Origin of the sequence: Pseudomonas sp. TH41, from assembly GCF_016650695.1 — a bacterium.
In the GTDB taxonomy this organism is placed as follows: Bacteria; Pseudomonadota; Gammaproteobacteria; order Pseudomonadales; family Pseudomonadaceae; genus Aquipseudomonas.
Genome location: NZ_JAEKFH010000004.1, coordinates 355,733 through 371,554, shown reverse-complemented (window position 1 = coordinate 371,554; position 15,822 = coordinate 355,733). Strand labels below are relative to the sequence as shown.

Genomic DNA, 15,822 nt, shown 5'->3' with positions numbered 1-15,822 from the left:
GGCCTGACCCTGGCGGGCTACACCCAATCTCCGTAGCAGCTGTCGAGCACCGCGAGGCAGCGTTCGGCGGCGCAGCCGTCGCAAACCCTGCAACCGGGTTCGTTCAGTCAGGCCACAGACGCAGCCTCGCGGTGCTCGTCAGCTGCTACAACGTCAGAGTTTGTTGATCGGGATTTTCAGGCACATCACCCCATTGTCTTCGGCCAATGGCCTGACCCTGGCGGGCTAAACCCAATCTCCGTAGCAGCTGTCGAGCACCGCGAGGCAGCGTTCGGCGGCGCAGCCGTCGCAAACCCTGCAACCGGGTTCGTTCAGTCAGGCCACAGACGCAGCCTCGCGGTGCTCGTCAGCTGCTACAACGTCAGAGTTTGTTGATCGGGATTTTCAGGTACATCACACCATTGTCCTCGGCCAACGGGTTGACCCTGGCGGGCTACACCCAATCCCCGTAGCAGCTGTCGAGCACCGCGAGGCAGCGTTCGGCGGCGCAGCCGTCGCAAACCCTGCAACCGGGTTCGTTCAGACAGGCCGCAGACGCAGCCTCGCGGTGCTCGACAGCTGCTACGGGTTGTGGGGGATGTCAGAGTTTGTTGATCGGGATTTTCAGGTACGTCACGCCATTGTCTTCGGCCGGTGGCAAATTCCCCGCCCGCACATTCACCTGAATCGCCGGTAGCAGCAGCGTCGGCATGCCCAGCCCTGCATCGCGCTGGGTGCGCATGGCGACAAAGGCCGCTTGGTCGATGCCATCGTGGACGTGAATATTGCTTTTGCGCTGCTCGCCAACCGTGGCCATGCACCGGGGGGCGCGGCCCACGGGCGGATAATCATGGCAGACGTACAAGCTCACGCTGGCGGGGAACGCCAACAGTCTGTGGATCGACGTAAACAGCTGAGTGGCGTCGCCACCGGGAAAGTCGCAGCGCGCGGTGCCCACGTCCGGCATGAACAACGTATCGCCCACCAGGATCACATCGCCGCCGATCAAGTAGGCCATGTCCGCCGGGGTGTGACCGGGCACATGCAGCGCCGTGGCCTTAAGGTTGCCGATCATGAACGACTCGTCCGGGGCGAACAGATGATCGAACTGCGAACCATCGATGCGAAACTCCGGTTCCAGATTGAACAGGGTCTTGAACACGCCCTGAACCTTGCTGATCGACTGGCCGATGGCGATCTTCCCTCCCAGCTCCCGGCGCAGGTAAGGCGCGGCGGATAAATGATCGGCATGGGCGTGGGTTTCCAGCAGCCATTGCACCTGCAATTGATGTTCACGGACGAAGGCGATGATCTTGTCGGCCTGTACGGTCGCGGTGCGTCCGGCGGCCGGGTCGTAGTCGAGCACCGGGTCGACGATTGCGCAGTGCCCGCCATCGTGCTCATGGACCACGTAGCTGTAGGTCGACGAGGCGGGGTCAAAAAAAGCTTCAATCAAGGCAGGCATGGTGGCCGATTCTATAAGGGCAGGCCTTGAGGTTAGATTCATTTTCCCCCGACTGACCAGCCCCCGATCAATTCTATGAAGGAAAAAAGCCGCGCGGGCTCTATCCTGTCAGTCATCGATACCGGGCGCTCCCGGCTTTTTGTCGCAGATCACGAGTGTTCTATGTTGCTGGCGAGTTTCTTTGGCGTGGTGATGGGGTTGGTGCTTGGGCTGACCGGGGCGGGTGGCGGCATTCTGGCGGTACCGGCCCTGGTGCTGGGGTTGGGTTGGACGATGACCCAGGCGGCGCCCGTCGCGCTGTTCGCGGTGGGCAGTGCGGCGGCTATCGGGGCCATCGACGGATTGCGCCATGGTCTGGTGCGCTATCGCGCGGCGTTGTTGATTGCGCTGTTGGGGGCGGTTTTTTCGCCGGTGGGGATTTTCTTCGCCCATCAGTTGCCGGAAAAGGTGTTGATGATCCTGTTCAGCCTGCTGATGGTCCTGGTCGCCTCGCGAATGCTGCGTCGTGAGCGACACGATGAAGGACCGAGCGACCACGGCCACGCCAACTGGGGCCAGAAAAACTGCATGCTCGATCAGCAGACCGGGCGGTTTTCCTGGACCGCCAAATGCACCGCGACGCTCGCAGCACTGGGCGCGGTGACCGGGGTCGTGTCCGGTTTGCTCGGAGTGGGCGGTGGTTTCCTGATCGTACCGGCGTTCAAGCAGCTGACCGATGTGCAAATGCGTGGGATCGTCGCCACGTCCCTGATGGTGATCAGCCTGATTTCCGCGATCGGCGTCATCGGTGCGTTTCAAGCCGGGGTGCGTATCGACAGCCTCGGTTACACCTTCATCGCCGCGAGCATCGTCGGCATGATCATTGGTCGAAAATTGTGCGCGCGCATACCGCCACGGGCCCTGCAAACAGGCTTTGCCGCCATTTGCATCGTGGTCGCCGCTTATATGTTGTTCCGAACGGCCATGTGACGGGTCTTACACCCTTGGTTCCGGGCCTTGCCTCGGCCGCTGTTCCATGACATCAACGACAACCTCAAGCTCGTGGCTGAATACAACCCGTTCGAAATCAACGGCCACGACACCAGCGCCCAGAACGAAAACACCGACACCTTTGCGGTGGGGGCGGTGTTGAACTGGTAACCCGTCGACCAGAGCCACACCCGATCTAATGAAATGGCTACCCCCGCCGCCCCCTGTGATCGCCCACTAAGCTTTCACCGGGGGCTCATCGGAGACTGATGCCATGACCAAAGTAGCTATTGCCGCCATCGACTTGGGAAAACACTCTTTTCATCTGCATGCACAAGATGATCGCGGTCATGAGCTTTGCCGCAAAAAATTCAATCGGGTGACGCTCATTCGGTACCTGGCCAACTTGGAATCCTGCACCGTCGTGATGGAGGCCTGCGGCGGCGCCCACTTCATGGCGCAGGAGGTCGCCAAGCTGGGGCATACGCCCAAGCTCATTGCACCTCATCTCGTGCGTCCGTATGTGAAAAGCAACAAAAACGACTTCGCTGATGCCGAGGCGATCTGCGAGGCGGCGACCCGGCCCACGATGCGTTTTGTGCCGCCAAAAACCCAAGCCCAACAGGCGCTGGCCATGTCCAACTCGCTCCGTGAGTCGTTCATTAAAGACCGCACTGCGACCGTCAATCGGATTCACGCAGCCCTTCTGGAGGTTGGTGTCAGCCTCGCAGCCGGCTTCAAAGCCATCAAAGAGCTTCCAGCGTTGCTTGAGGTGAGTTCATTTTCTGAACGCATCAAGAAAAATCTGATGGTGCTGCATGGGCACTTCAACTATCTGGATGGGCAGGTCAAGGCGCAGGACAAAGACATGGAATGCCAGGCCGCTGAAGATGATCTGGCAACGCGCTTGATGACCATGCCGTGCATCGGCCCGATCACCTCCACCGTCCTGGCTGCCGAGTTGGGCGATGGCAAACAGTTCAAATGTGGCCGAGGCTATGCGGCCTCGATCGGGTTGGTGCCCAAACAGCACTCCACGGGCGGCAAGACCGTTCTGCTGGGCATCAGCAAGCGTGGTGATCGAAACCAGAGACGCCTACTCATCCAGTGTGCCCGTGTTTATTTGATACAGCTGGAACGACAGAAAGGTGCTTTGGCGGACTGGGTCCGCCAGCTATTAGCGTCCCACCATCACTCCAATCTCGTGGTCTGTGCGTTGGCCAACAAGCTGGCAAGAATCGCCTGGGCGATTGCGGCACACCACACCGAATTCGATGCAGGGCCAAGCGTGATGAACGCCTGACCCTGCTGTCACCCAAGCACCACCCACCTGGTTTGCGATGCTGGATAACAGATGACGTGAACGGCCAACCGGCCTGACGACAACCCTGAGCTGCTACACGGCTGAAAGGCCGTCAATCTAATTAGGGTCGTTAGGCATCGATTCTCATCGAGGCGCGGGGCCACAACCCCACTCAGACGCCGGATAGATGAAAGCAAGCCAAACACGCATCAAAAACAGTATTGCAGAAAAGGGGGTAACCATAGATGTAGCAGCTGTCGAGCACCGCGAGGCAGCGTTCGGCGGCGAAGCCGTCGTCATCCGGTTGACGCGGTTTGCCAGGAAGAGTTCGGTTGCAGGTTTTACGACTGCTTCGCCGCCGAACGCTGCCTCGCGGTGCTCGACAGCTGCTACAGAGTTTGAGTTGTCTTTGAAATGACCTTACAGACTCTCATCCCATCGAAGCGGCTACCCGCTACCCAAGTAGCATACGTCGCAGGCCACAGGCTTCGTACACTCGAGCCTCATACATGTGCACCTGCGGGAGGCCACGATGCAGCAGGTCCAGAGCGAAGGCGTTGTCAGTGCAATGTCCCAGGCCACCGAGGCCCAGCAGGTGGCCCAGGAGCTGGCGCGACAGTTGTTGCACCCGCACCTGGGGTTTGTGCTGTTCTTTTGTTCCGCCGAGTACGACTTGCAGGCGCTGGGGCAGGCCTTGCAAGAAAGCTTCGGCGGCATTCGTCTGGTGGGGTGCACCAGTGCCGGAGAAATCACCCCGCTGGGTTACGGCCGTAATTGCGTGACGGCGGTGGGTTTCGACCATCGGCATTTTTCCATCGACGCTGAACTGATCGACGAAATGGAACGCTTCAGCCTGATCGACGCCCAGCACATGGTCGAGCGACTGGTCAGTGGCTGTCGTAGCAATACCCTGGCGCCGATCAAGGGCAACAGCTTTGCCCTGACCCTGCTCGATGGTTTGTCCAGCCGTGAAGAAATGGTCCTCGCCGCCTTGAGCGCGGCGTTGGGCGACATTCCTCATTTCGGCGGTTCAGCCGGTGACGACAACTACCTGACCCACACCCACGTCTATTTTAATGGCGAGTTCCACAGCGGCGCGGCGGTGGTGGTGCTGGTCAACACTTGGCTGGATTTTGAAGTCTTCACCACCCACCACATCCTGCCACGGGCGGAAAAACTGGTGGTCACCGGTGCCGACAGCGCTTCGCGCCGGGTCTTTGAGCTCAATGCCGAGCCCGCTGCCGAGGAGTACGCCCGACACATCGGCGTACCGGTGGCCGAACTCGACCACCGAATCTTCGCCGCGCACCCGCTGGCGGTGCGGATCAACGATCAGTATTACGTGCGGGCGATCCAGCAGGTTCATCCGGACCTCAGCCTGAGTTTCTACTGCGCGGTGGAGAACGGCATCGTTCTCACGGTCATGACCCCGGGCCCGATGCTGCCGAATCTGCAAGCCTTGTTCGAAGGGTTGCAGGAGCGCCTCGGCGATCTGTTGCTGACCCTTGGCTGCGACTGTTTTCTCAGGCGTCTGGAATTGGAAGACGACGGCCGTCTGGAGCAGATCGGAGCATTTTTGCGTGACCAACGGGTGATGGGTTTCAACACCTACGGAGAACAGTTCAATGGCATGCACATCAACCAGACCTTCACCGGGGTTGCCATTGCCCGAGGCCGGTCCCTTGGACACCGCTGAGCTTCAGGCTCAGATCGCCAGCCTGCGACACGAAAACCACAAACTGCAACGCATCAATGGCGCGCTGATCGAGCGGGTCGAGTCCGGCATCACGCGCGGTAACGACCCGTACGCGGCGTTCCAGCATTCCGTGGTGTTGGCCGAGCAAGTGCGTGAGCGCACCGACGCCTTGAACCAGGCCATGGCCGAACTCAGGGCCGGCAATCATCTGCTCAGCGAGGCGCGGCTGCGGGCTGAAACCGCCCACCAACATTTGATCGATGCCATCGAGAGCATTTCCGATGCCTTTGTGCTGTTCGATGCCGAGCAACGGATCGTGCTGTTCAACAGCCGTTTCAGGGCGTTTTGGGGCAGCAGTCGGGTGCGGATCAACGCCGGCATGCGCCTGGGCGAGGTTAAGCAACTGATGACAAGCACCGGCGTATTCACCGAGGAGCCTCGGGGGCATGCCGACGAAAATCTGCTTTATCGCCTGCAGGACGGGCGCTGGCTGCAAGTCAGCGAGCGGCCCACCCAGGAAGGCGGGCGGGTGATCCTGTTCACCGACATTACCGACGTCAAACTCAGCGAAGCCGTGCGCCGTGAGCAAGCGGTGGCGCAAAAATCCCACTTGTTGCAACGGGCGGTCGACAACCTGTCCCAAGGTGTGGCGATGGTCAATGCCGAGGGGATTCTGGAGTTGTGGAACCGGCGTTTTCTGGAGCTCAGCGGCCTGGCGCCGGTGGCGGCCCATCGCCCGTTCGCCGAAGTGATCGCCGACAGTGAATTGCACCTGTTGACCCCGGACAGTCGTGATTCAAACGGACGGCAGGTACAGGAATGCGAACAACGCCTCTACGATGGCCGAGTGCTGGAAATTCGCACACATCCGTTGCCCACCGGCGGCTTTGTCAACACCTTCACCGACATCACCGAGCGCTACCAGCACGCCGAAACGCTGATCGAAAGCGAGCGCTGGATTCGCCTGATCACCGACCATGTGCCGGCGTTGATCGCCTACCTCAATGCCGATCTGGTCTACGAATTCACCAACAAGGTCTACGAAGAATGGTACTGCTGGCCCCGCGGCGTGATGCTTGGGCAGAGCCTGCGGGAAGTGCACAGCGAACAGCATTATCAGCGCCTGGAAGCCTACGTGGCCCGGGCCTTGGCGGGGGAGAGCGTGACGTTCGAATTCGCCGAAATCAACATCAACAATCAGGAGCGTTACATGCTGCGCTCCTACGTGCCCAATCGCCTGGCCACCGGAGAAGTGGTGGGGATTTTTGTGTTGATCCGCGACATCACCGAGCGCCGACGCACGGCCGAGGCGTTGCATCAGGCCTATCAGAATCTGGAGCTGCGGGTGCGCGAACGCACGACCGAACTGACCACCCTCAATCACCAGTTACTGCGCGAAATCGATGAGCGTCGGCGCGTGGAATCGCGCTTGCGCGAAGCCAAGCTCGAGGCCGAGCAGGCCAATCTGTCGAAGACCAAGTTTCTCGCGGCCGTCAGCCATGACCTGCTGCAACCGCTGAATGCCGCGCGGCTGTTTACCAGTGCGTTGCTGGAGCGCCGGGAACCGGTGGCCAACGCGGTTTTGGTGCGCAATGTCAGCAATTCCCTGGAGGATGTGGAAAACCTGCTGGGTACGCTGGTGGACATTTCCAAGCTGGATGCCGGGGTGATCAAGGCCGATATTGCGCCGTTCGCCCTGAGTGAACTGCTGGAAAACCTCGCGGTCGAGTACACCCAGGTGGCCCGCAGCGAAGGACTGGCGTTGCATTTCATCCCCTGTTCAGCACTGGTGCGCAGCGATATTCAATTACTGGCGCGGATTCTTCGCAACCTGCTGAGCAACGCCATTCGTTACACCTACAGCGGTCGGGTGGTGCTTGGGTGCAGGCGTCATCACCAGCGGCTGTCGATCGAGATTTGGGACAGCGGCATGGGCATTGCGCAAAACCGTCTGCAAGAGATTTTCCAGGAGTTCAAACGCGGTGATGTGCAGCGACCGGATCAGGATCGTGGTTTAGGCCTGGGGCTGGCGATTGTCGAGAAAATTGCCGGGATACTCGGCCACCGGATTCACGTGCGTTCATGGCCGGGCAAGGGCTCGATGTTCTCCGTCGAAGTCCCGTTGAGCGCCACGGCACCCAAGGCGTTACCGAGCCTGGTGATGAGTGAACCGATGCTGGAGCGTCTGCGCGGGGCTCGCGTGTGGGTGCTGGACAACGACGCGGCCATTTGCGCGGGGATGCGCACGTTGCTTGAAGGTTGGGGGTGTCGGGTGGTGACGGCGTTGTCGGAGGAGGACCTGGCACGGCAGGTGGACAACTACCATGAAGAAGCCGACTTGCTGATTGCCGACTATCACCTGGATGACGATCAGAACGGTGTCGATGCCGTGGCCCGGATCAACGCGCGACGCGGCTCGGCCATTCCGGCGATGATGATCACCGCCAACTACAGCAACGAGCTCAAACAGCAAATCCGTGAACTGGGCCACACCTTGATGCACAAACCGGTGAGGCCGATGAAGCTCAAGACGGCGATGAGCCATTTGCTCGGCAGGCCTTGAATGCTCTAGTGCTTGTGCTGGCCTCTTCGCGAGCAAGCCCGCTCCCACATTTTACCAAGTTGAATCAGATCAAATGTGGGAGCGGGCTTGCTCGCGAAAGGGCCGACTCGATCTTCCGGTTGTCCCCTAAAGTCAGCGCCGCAGGTAAGACCCGAAATCAATATCTCCGGCACTCAAAATAGCCTGCACCCGGTTGTGCACGTTGAGTTTGCGCAGGATCGCCGAGACGTGAGCCTTGACCGTGGTTTCGGCGATTTCCAGGGTGTAGGCGATTTGTTTGTTCGACTCGCCCTTGGTCATGCGTTCCAGCACGAGCAACTGCTTGCGGGTCAGGGCTTGCAGCAGTTCAGGCGGGAAGCTTGGGGCATCGTTCATCCGGCGGTGGGTGCCGCTTTTTTGCGTGCGAATGATGTCCGGGGGCAGGTAGACGTTGCCGTTGAGAATCTGCTGGATGGCTTCGGTCATCTGAACACGCGGCGAGGATTTGGTGATGAACCCCACCGCGCCGTACGTGATGGCTTGCAGCACGATCTGTTTGTCTTGTTCGGCCGAGACGATTACCACCGGAATGGTCGGGGCTTCGTTGCGCAGGTTGATCAGGCCGTTGAGGCCGTGCATACCCGGCATGTTCAGGTCGAGCAGGATCAGATCGAGGTCGTCATGCTCCTGAGTCAGCAGCAGGGCGCTGTCGAGATCGGCGGTCTCCATGACCTCGCTGCCTGGAAACCCATCGCTGATGACGTTGTGTATGGCTTCGCGAAACAGCGGGTGATCATCGGCAATCAGAATTTTATACATAGCCTTTCACCTCATTATTTTGATTAGGGTGTGGCAACAACACGCAAGCGTAAAGATCAGGGAAAGGGCTCAGGTTGGGCCGGCGTCACGGGCAGGTTCGCCGCTTGCCAGGCGTCCAGGCCATCGCGATACCAATACAAAGACTTATAACCCATGGCGGCGGCGCGTTTGACCGCGTTCCAGCTCAACCAGCAATCGGCGCGGCAATAGAAGACCAGCGGTTGTGCACGATCGCCTGCGGTTAATGTGTTCAGGTTACGCGCAAAATAGGCGTGCCAGGCGGGCGTCAGGTCACCGTCGCCAGTATTGGCCAGCCAGTGGCTGCCGAGAAGGTTCTCATGGGGCTGGTCTTCGATGAAACGTCCTTCCAGCCATTGGCGGCGGTAAACGTCGATCAACACCGGACGCGGCGTCCGGGCCAGCAGCGTTTGCAGGGCGGCGGTGTCGATGATGGCCGCGCCCTCGACCTGATGGGGCGTCGGGCTGCGGTAGAGGCCGATGCGATAACCGTCGGCGGAGAACAGGGCTGTTTCGGCGTGCGTGACGCCCAGCACCAGGCTCAGCGATAGCGCAGCGAGAGAAGGGCACAACAGACGATGTCTGGCACGCGACATGGGGTTCAATCCTTATAGTTATGAACCCATTACATGCCAGTCACGGCGCGATTGGAATGCGACGATAGACAGGTAAACCCGTACTAAAGTAGTAATTTCGACGATCAATGTAGGAGCGAGCTTGCTCGCGATGGTGTGTCAGTCGACACTAATGCAGCTGACACACCATCGCGAGCAAGCTCGCTCCTACAAGGGGGATTGTGTGGTTAGTTGGATTTACGCAGAGCGGCGTGTTGCGGGTTGAAGGTGAGTACCGCCAGTAGCGAAAACAGCAGCGTCAGACCGATGCACACCGCCAGCGCCAACGGATTGAAGCGTTCATACAGGGCAAACCGTACCAGCTCCACCGCATGAGTAAACGGGTTCAACGCGCACAACCAGTACAACCATTCACTGGACTCGCGCATTTTCCACAACGGATACAAAGCCGACGACAGGAAAAACAGCGGGAAGATCACGAAATTCATCACCCCGGCAAAGTTCTCCAGTTGGCGGATCGCGTTCGACAGCAACAAGCCCAGGGCACTGAGCATCAATGCCACCAACAACAGCGCCGGCAACGCGATCAGCACCCCCATGGCCGGCGGTTGCACGCCATACACCCAGGCAATCGCCAGAAAGGCATACACCTGCAACAGCGAAATCAGCGAGGTGGCCAACAGTTTGCTGCACAGCAGAAAGGTCCGGGGCAGGGGGCTGGTCAGCAGCACCCGCATACTGCCCATCTCCCGGTCATAGACCATCGACAGCGAACCTTGCATGCCGTTGAACAGCAGGATCATGCAGGCCAGCCCCGGAATGATGTAGACCTCATAGGGAATGTAGGTGTCGTAGGGTTCGATGATCGCGATGCCGAGTGCCGCGCGAAAACCTGCCGCGAACACCAGCAGCCACAACAGTGGCCGCACCAACGCACTGAGAAACCGCGTGCGCTGCAACACAAAACGCAGCCATTCGCGCAGTACGATGCCGCTGAAACAGTGCCAATACGCATTCATCGGGCGGCTCCTGAGGTTGTCAGCCGAGCAAAGGCTGAACCGAGGTCGCCGCCGTGTTCCAGACTCAGGGAATCCGCCTGTCCGCTGGCCACCAAGCGTCCTTGATGCAGGATCAACAAATCGTCACTGGCCTGTACTTCGTCAAGCAGGTGAGTGGTCCAGAGCACGCTGATCCTTTGCTCGCGGCACAGGCTGCGGATGTGTTGATTGAGCGCCAGGCGACTGGCCGGGTCGAGGCCGACGCTGGCTTCATCCAGCAGCAACAAACGCGGTTCGTGCAGCAATGCCCGGGCGATTTCCACCCGGCGGCGATGGCCACCATTGAGCTCGCGCACTTTTTCGCGACGGCGTTCGGTCAGGGCCTGGCGGGCCAGTTCAGCATCGACCCGCAGGCCGGTCTGACGCCGGGACAGGCCATGCAGCGCAGCGTGATAACGCAGGTTTTGCTCGACACTGAGGTCCAGGTCCAGGGTGCTTTGTTGAAACACCACGCCCAATTGCTTGAGCGCCGGGCGCGGTGCATCGCGTAACGAGCAGCCGCCGACCCGGATATCCCCGCGTTGCAAATCGTAGAGCCGGGTCAGCAGCGCAATCAGCGTCGATTTACCCGCACCGTTCGGCCCCAGCAATGCGGCAAAACGCCCGGGCGCCAAATTGAAACTCACCTGACGCAAGGCCTCTTTCGCCCCATAGGCGAAGCTCAGCTCGCGGACCTCCAGTGCGTTCATGGCGTCACCACCACGCCCCACGGATAGCGCCCGACCTTGATCGATTTGCTGACCTTGAGACTGTCGACATCAATCACCGAGACATCGCCGCTGACGCCGTTAGTGGCAAGCAATTGCTTTTGATCCGGGGTAAACGCCATCTGCCAGACGCGCCGGCCCACCAACAGGTAATCAACAATCTCGTAGGTTTTGGCGTCGACCACCGCCACATGGTTGGCCGGACCGAGGGCGACGAAACCGTACTTGCCGTCGGCGCTGAGCTTGATGCCCACCGGCTGGACTTTGTCCGGGTGTACGCCCTTGATCTGAAAGGTCAGGGTCTTGAGGATCTTGCGGGTCGCCACGTCGAGCACCGTCACCGTGCCGCCGATTTCCGCCGAGGCCCAGAGTTGCGCGCCATCGGGCGAGAACTCGACAAAGCGCGGCCGCTGATCCACCAGGGTGCTGTCGGCCAGGGTCTGGGTGCTGGTGTCGATCCAGTGCAGCATGTTGGTGGTTTCGCTGGTGTTCACCGCCCATTTGCCGTCGGGGCTGACCGCCATGCCTTCCGGTTCGACGCCGACGTTGATCTGGCTGAGCACCTTGGAGGTTTCGGTGTCGATCACCGTCACCAGCGCATCATCTTCGTTGGAAACGTAGAGCCAGCGATTATTCGGGTGCAGGGCAAATTGCTCGGGGTCTTTGCCCGACGGCAGTTCCTTGATGATCTTGCGCGTGGCAACGTCCATCACCTGCACCCGGTCCGAGTCGCTGGCGCAGATGTACAGCAACTTACTGTCGTGGGACAGCAGCAAGCCGCGCGGGCGCTGGCCGACGGGCAGGGTGTCGGTAACTTGCAGCGTTTGCATGTCGATCAGGCTCAGGCTGTTGTCCTTTTCGTTAGAGACCCAGGCGGTGCTGGCCGCCGCGTGCCCGGCGGCGAGTAGCAGGGCGCAAGAAAGCAGGGTGCGGCGCATGGCGGATTCCTTTGTTGTTCTGATTGTCGGATCAGGGAAAGCGGCAACTGACCTCGGGCTTGTCGTAACCCAGGCTGTCCATCTCGTTGAAAGGGTGCAGAAAGCCGTCCTGCGGCGAGGTGCTGACCAGCGCCCGGGGTTGCACGATGGGAATTGGCTGGCGCAGCTGGCCGTTCCATGGTCGATAGCTGAGCTTGCGACCCTTGAAGCCATCCAGCGGCAGTTGGTCGCTGATTTCCAGCTGACGAATCGCCATCGGATCGGTCTGGCGCAGTTTGCTCACTGCGCTGGCAATGCTGCGCACGGCGATCCATGCCGCAAAATCGCGATCGTTCATCCAGCGCCCGGCCGTCGCTTCGAAGCGTTTTTGCAATTGGGCGGCGCCGTAGGTTTCCACGGTTTTGTGCCAGCCCACCGGGGTCAGCCCCTGAGTGCCGGCGACCGGGCGCGGGTACCAGGTCTGGTAGGGCACGTATTCGCCGAAATCGCCGCGTTCATCGGCCACCAGCACGACGTCGTACTCGGCGGTCTGGGTGAACAGCGGCATGTCGGCCTGGGCGCTGCGGCGTTGATCGTTGTCGAAACTCCAGGCCTTTTCCGCCACCAGTTGCAGGCCGAAACGTTTGGCGGCACGGCGCAGGGCGGCGGCATAGGCTTGATCGTCCGGGGTCGGGCCGACGATCAACAGCGCCCGCTGCCATTTGCGTACCACCAGGAATTGCGCCAGCGCATCGGCCAGCATCGCCCGGCTTGGCAAACTGTGCAGCACGTTGGGCAGGCAATCGGTGGTGCGCAAACTGTCGTCGGGGCTGCCGGCGTTGAACAGCAGGCTGTCGGGCAGCACTGCGCTGAGCCGGCGCAGGGTTTCCACCGGCGCGTTCACCACAAATAGTCGCAGGCCTTGCTCGTGTTGAGCCTTGGCCGCGTCGATCAGCGTATCCGCGCTGTCGGCGCTGGCACTGACGAGGCTGTAGCTGTGGTTGAGAAAGCGTCCGGTGCTGTTGCTGTCGGTAATCGCCAGTTCAGCGCCACGCAGCCCGGCATCGGTCGGTTCGGGAATGATGTTCGACAGCAGCGGACCCGGGTCGGGTCGATAGCCCAGGTAGCCGATCCGTACCTGCAACGGCGCGTCAGCCGCCTGACTCTGGGTCGCCAGCCCGGCGGCGCAGGCAATCGCCAACAGGTAGATCAAGGCGTAAGGGGCAAGCTGGCGCATAAGGCACTCCTTTACAGGTAGCGCCAGCATAGGAACCCTGCTGTGGGGATGAAATATGCAGAAAGTATCGAAGAGCCAGTACCAAGGTCGTAGCTCACCCCGGAAACGCGAGCCTAATGCGATCTGTAGTAGCTGGCGAAGCCTGCGTTCGGCTGTGTGTAGGAGCGAGCTTGCTCGCGATGGTCGTTCAGCCACAGAAAATGTGTCGGATGTTCCATCTTCGCGAGCAAGCTCGCTCCTACACGCAGCCGAACGCAGGCTGCTACAGAGCGCGTTACGGCCAGGCGTCAGGCGTGTTGGCCACTCGCCTTACTACCAAGGAACTAGACGGCGGCCACCAAAGCAGCATGGGGTTGGCGTGACGGGGTTCTTAAGATGGGTGCCATAGCCTCTGCCAAGAGGTTTTGCGTGCAATCCTGAGGGCATAACAATGACAACAAAACGCAACGCCTTGCTTGTTGCCGGACTGCTGGCCGGTTTTATCAGCGCAGGCTCTGTCTGGGCCCACGGCAACGTGGTGCCGCAAGCGGTCGAAACCCCGGGCCTGACCCCGATCAAGGACGCCGGCGTGCCGGTCGATGCCGATGGCTGGGCGGCGGTGAACCCCTATCGTTCTTCGCCGCAACACGATAAAGCGCTGGAAATCGGGTCTTCGGCCTACAACCAGAACTGCGCGGCCTGTCATGGCCTGGAAGCCAAATCCGGCGGCATCGCTCCCGATTTGCGCCTGCTGGATGTCGGCGACGCCGGTGATGAATGGTTTGTCCAGCGGGTGCGTAACGGCGCGGTGCGAGACGGCCGGGTCTACATGCCGAAAATGGCCGATTACTTGAGCCAGGAAGCTTTGTGGGCGGTGCGTACCTACCTGGACAGCGTGCACTCCGAGGAGTAACCCATGCGCCTGCTCACCGTGTTGATCAGCGCCGTGTTGCTGTGCTGCCAGATGGCGCAGGCGCAGGTCCGTACCTTTGACCAAATGATCGCCGCCGGGGAACTGAAAGTCGCGGTCTACAAAGACTTCGCGCCCTACAGCTTCGAAGACGCCGGCCAGCCACGAGGGGTGGATGTCGAACTCGCCGAGGCATTGGCCAAAGCACTGGGCGTGCACTTGACGCTGATCTGGGCGCCGGCCGGCGAGAAACTCGATGACGATTTGCGCGATTACATCTGGCGGGCCAGTCAGTTGCACAACCAGCAACTGGCCGACCTGATGATGCGCGTGCCGTACGACCGCGATTACTCGCAAAAACGCAATGAACTGGGCGAGCTGGAGAACGACCACGTGGTGATGTTCGGCCCGTACCAGAACGAGCAATGGCAAGTCGCTTATGATCGTCGCCGGCTGGACTCGGTGGGCAGTGTCGCGGTGTTCGAGCAGCACCCGATCGGTGTCGAAGTCGACAGCGTGCCGTCGTTCTACCTGACGTCGGTGTTCAACGGCATGCTCGCCGGCAAAACCCACCATTATCCGGGTGTGCCCCAGGCGTTTGCCGCGATGAAGGCCGGTGAAGTCGACGCAGTGATGGCCATGCGCGGCGAGATTGACTGGCAAGTGCATGAAGCGGCCGACCCGCAAGTGGCGCTGGCCGAAAACGCCTACCCGAACATGGGCAAGCAGCTCTGGGAAATCGGCATGGCGGTGCACGAGAGCAACCGTCAACTGGCTTACGCCGTGGAAGAGGCGCTGGAAGCGTTGATCCGCGACGGCTCGGTCAAAGCCATTTATGCCCGTTACGGCCTGCGGTATGACGTGCCCGAGATGTACCAATAGTGGACTGGCGAGTGAGTTGCCTGTTGGCCTGTTGGCTACCCATCGCCGCGCAGGCGGCGCAGATCGAGCCGGGGAAAGACCCGGTGCCGTCAGTGATGTGGGACTTCTATCACAAGCAGATGCTCGGTGATGCGCCGTTCGTTTTCGATGAGCGGGTCAAGTTGCTCGCACCGCCGTTCGCCGAAGACGCGCGGCAAGTGCCCCTGGAAATCGACGCCCGGGCGTTCAAGGGCGAGGTGGTGAAAATCCTCGCCTGGGCCGAACTTAATCCCTTGCCGAGAATCGTCGATTTCCAACCCGTGGATCGCGTGCTGCCCTGGCTGTCGATCCGCATCCGTATCGAACAAGCCACACCGTTGCGTGCCGCCGTCCTGACCCGCGACGGGCTCTGGCACGTCGGCTCGACCCTGATTGACGCGGCGGGCGGCGGTTGCACGGCGCCCAGCGTAGTGCGCACCCAGCCAGGCTGGCAGGAGCACATCGGCGAAGTGCTGGGCGGTCGCTACCCCCGTGGTGAATTCAGCCGCTTGCGCTTGCAGGTGGCGCATCCGATGGACAACGGCATGGTCAGCGGCATTCCGGAATTCTTTATCAACCATGCCGAGCTGCGGGATCAGAACGGTCAGGTGCTGGCTCGCCTTGAACTGTTTCCCGCCGTCAGCGAAAACCCCAACCTGACCTTCGACATCGAAGGGGCAGGACAGACGCGCCTGTTGCTGCGGGACAACAGCGGCAATCAATTCGATGCGGCCATACCCTGACCCTG

15 protein-coding genes and 1 pseudogene are annotated in these 15,822 nt (G+C 60.6%); 9 read left to right on the top strand and 7 right to left on the bottom strand.

Annotated elements, in window-relative coordinates:
* Positions 1-580: 580 nt before the first annotated feature.
* On the bottom strand, positions 581-1,444 hold the full coding sequence (locus JFU37_RS18375) for an MBL fold metallo-hydrolase (protein WP_201117087.1): 864 nt from the start codon (positions 1,442-1,444) through the stop codon (positions 581-583).
* Positions 1,445-1,606: 162 nt separating this feature from the next.
* Between JFU37_RS18375 and JFU37_RS18370 the strand changes: the two genes are divergently transcribed.
* From JFU37_RS18370 to nahK, 6 genes and pseudogenes are all read left to right on the top strand, one after another.
* The gene (locus JFU37_RS18370) at positions 1,607-2,413 is read left to right on the top strand and encodes a sulfite exporter TauE/SafE family protein (RefSeq protein WP_201117085.1); all 807 of its coding nucleotides are present in this window, start codon (positions 1,607-1,609) and stop codon (positions 2,411-2,413) included.
* A gap of 39 nt (positions 2,414-2,452) precedes the next feature.
* Positions 2,453-2,584 (top strand): annotated as a pseudogene (locus JFU37_RS18365) (porin); the annotation flags it as partial.
* A 103-nt stretch (positions 2,585-2,687) separates the two neighbouring features.
* Positions 2,688-3,716 (top strand): IS110 family transposase, encoded by a 1,029-nt coding sequence (locus tag JFU37_RS18360; protein ID WP_201112718.1) that lies wholly within the window; start codon positions 2,688-2,690, stop codon positions 3,714-3,716.
* 187 nt (positions 3,717-3,903) lie between these two features.
* Positions 3,904-4,134, top strand: coding sequence for a hypothetical protein (locus tag JFU37_RS18355; RefSeq protein WP_201117083.1), 231 nt, complete (start codon positions 3,904-3,906; stop codon positions 4,132-4,134).
* Between the two features lie 114 nt (positions 4,135-4,248).
* Positions 4,249-5,412 carry a nitric oxide-sensing protein NosP gene (gene nosP / locus JFU37_RS18350; protein ID WP_201117081.1) on the top strand — a complete coding sequence of 388 codons (1,164 nt, stop codon included), beginning with the start codon at positions 4,249-4,251 and terminating at the stop codon, positions 5,410-5,412.
* On the top strand, positions 5,381-7,975 hold the full coding sequence (gene nahK / locus JFU37_RS18345; RefSeq protein WP_201117159.1) for a hybrid sensor histidine kinase/response regulator NahK/ErcS': 2,595 nt from the start codon (positions 5,381-5,383) through the stop codon (positions 7,973-7,975). The genes nosP and nahK overlap by 32 nt, the downstream gene beginning before the upstream one ends.
* 132 nt (positions 7,976-8,107) lie before the next feature.
* Here nahK and JFU37_RS18340 read toward each other — a convergent pair whose 3' ends face one another.
* From JFU37_RS18340 to JFU37_RS18315, 6 genes are all read right to left on the bottom strand, one after another.
* Positions 8,108-8,773, bottom strand: a complete 666-nt coding sequence (locus JFU37_RS18340) for a response regulator transcription factor (protein WP_201117079.1) — start codon at positions 8,771-8,773, stop codon at positions 8,108-8,110.
* 56 nt (positions 8,774-8,829) lie between these two features.
* Positions 8,830-9,387 carry a PQQ-dependent catabolism-associated CXXCW motif protein gene (locus tag JFU37_RS18335; RefSeq protein WP_201117077.1) on the bottom strand — a complete coding sequence of 186 codons (558 nt, stop codon included), beginning with the start codon at positions 9,385-9,387 and terminating at the stop codon, positions 8,830-8,832.
* A gap of 206 nt (positions 9,388-9,593) precedes the next feature.
* Positions 9,594-10,385, bottom strand: a complete 792-nt coding sequence (locus JFU37_RS18330) for an ABC transporter permease (protein WP_201117076.1) — start codon at positions 10,383-10,385, stop codon at positions 9,594-9,596.
* On the bottom strand, positions 10,382-11,113 hold the full coding sequence (locus JFU37_RS18325) for an ABC transporter ATP-binding protein (RefSeq protein ID WP_201117075.1): 732 nt from the start codon (positions 11,111-11,113) through the stop codon (positions 10,382-10,384). The genes JFU37_RS18330 and JFU37_RS18325 overlap by 4 nt, the downstream gene beginning before the upstream one ends.
* Positions 11,110-12,069: a YVTN family beta-propeller repeat protein gene (locus tag JFU37_RS18320; protein WP_201117074.1), complete on the bottom strand. Its 960-nt coding sequence runs from the start codon at positions 12,067-12,069 to the stop codon at positions 11,110-11,112. The genes JFU37_RS18325 and JFU37_RS18320 overlap by 4 nt, the downstream gene beginning before the upstream one ends.
* Before the next feature lie 31 nt (positions 12,070-12,100).
* A complete protein-coding gene (locus JFU37_RS18315; protein WP_201117073.1) occupies positions 12,101-13,285 on the bottom strand; it encodes an ABC transporter substrate-binding protein in 1,185 nt (394 codons plus the stop codon).
* A gap of 430 nt (positions 13,286-13,715) precedes the next feature.
* Here JFU37_RS18315 and pedF point away from each other — a divergent pair, with 430 nt between their 5' ends.
* From pedF to JFU37_RS18300, 3 genes are read left to right on the top strand one after another with little or no spacing between them, the layout of a single operon-like run.
* Positions 13,716-14,177 carry a cytochrome c-550 PedF gene (gene pedF / locus JFU37_RS18310; RefSeq protein ID WP_201117072.1) on the top strand — a complete coding sequence of 154 codons (462 nt, stop codon included), beginning with the start codon at positions 13,716-13,718 and terminating at the stop codon, positions 14,175-14,177.
* A 3-nt stretch (positions 14,178-14,180) separates the two neighbouring features.
* A complete protein-coding gene (locus JFU37_RS18305; protein ID WP_201117070.1) occupies positions 14,181-15,056 on the top strand; it encodes a substrate-binding periplasmic protein in 876 nt (291 codons plus the stop codon).
* Positions 15,056-15,817 carry a quinoprotein dehydrogenase-associated SoxYZ-like carrier gene (locus JFU37_RS18300; RefSeq protein WP_201117068.1) on the top strand — a complete coding sequence of 254 codons (762 nt, stop codon included), beginning with the start codon at positions 15,056-15,058 and terminating at the stop codon, positions 15,815-15,817. Before JFU37_RS18305 ends, JFU37_RS18300 begins: the two co-directional genes overlap by 1 nt.
* The last annotated feature ends 5 nt before the right edge of the window (positions 15,818-15,822 follow it).